The 540-nt window shown below is 68.0% G+C and carries 1 protein-coding gene; it reads right to left on the bottom strand.

Annotated features, from left to right (window positions below; all coding sequences use genetic code 11):
* Positions 1–540 (bottom strand): Ig-like domain-containing protein (locus V8324_RS22290; protein ID WP_336422049.1); only part of this gene is annotated, 540 nt, incomplete at both ends.

Genomic DNA, 540 nt, shown 5'->3' with positions numbered 1-540 from the left:
ACTGCACGAAGATCGTGTCCGCCGCGTCCGGGTCGCTGTCATTGGCCAGAAGGCCCGCCGCCGCGCCGATGGTCAGCGTCTCGCCGTCATCGGTGGTGTAGGTCTCGTCGGCCACAACCGGCCCCTCGTTGACGACATCGATGGTCAGTGTCCCCTGGTCGGTCGCCGTGCCGTCGGAAACGGTGTAGCTGATCGTCTCGGCGCCCACGAAGCCGGGATCGGGGGTGTACTCGAACGAGCCGTCCGTGGTCACCGACAGATCGCCGTTGCCGGCGGCGGTGAAGGACTGCACGAAGATCGTGTCCGCCGCGTCCGGGTCGCTGTCATTGGCCAGAAGGCCGAGAGCTGCGCCGATGGTCAGCGTCTCGCCGTCATCGGTGCTGTAGGTCTCGTCGGCCACAACCGGCGCGGTGTTCGTCGGGTCGGCCACCGTGATCGTCACCGCCGCCGGGGCGGCTGCGTCCGCGCTGCCATCATTGGCGAAGTAGGTGAAGCTGTCGGACCCCGAGAACCCGGCATCCGGCGTGTAGCCGAAGGACC

Source organism: Roseovarius sp. D22-M7, from assembly GCF_037083785.1.
Taxonomy (GTDB): Bacteria; Pseudomonadota; Alphaproteobacteria; order Rhodobacterales; family Rhodobacteraceae; genus Roseovarius.
Note: the sequence above shows the minus strand (reverse complement) of the source record. Positions and strands in the feature narration are given on the sequence as shown.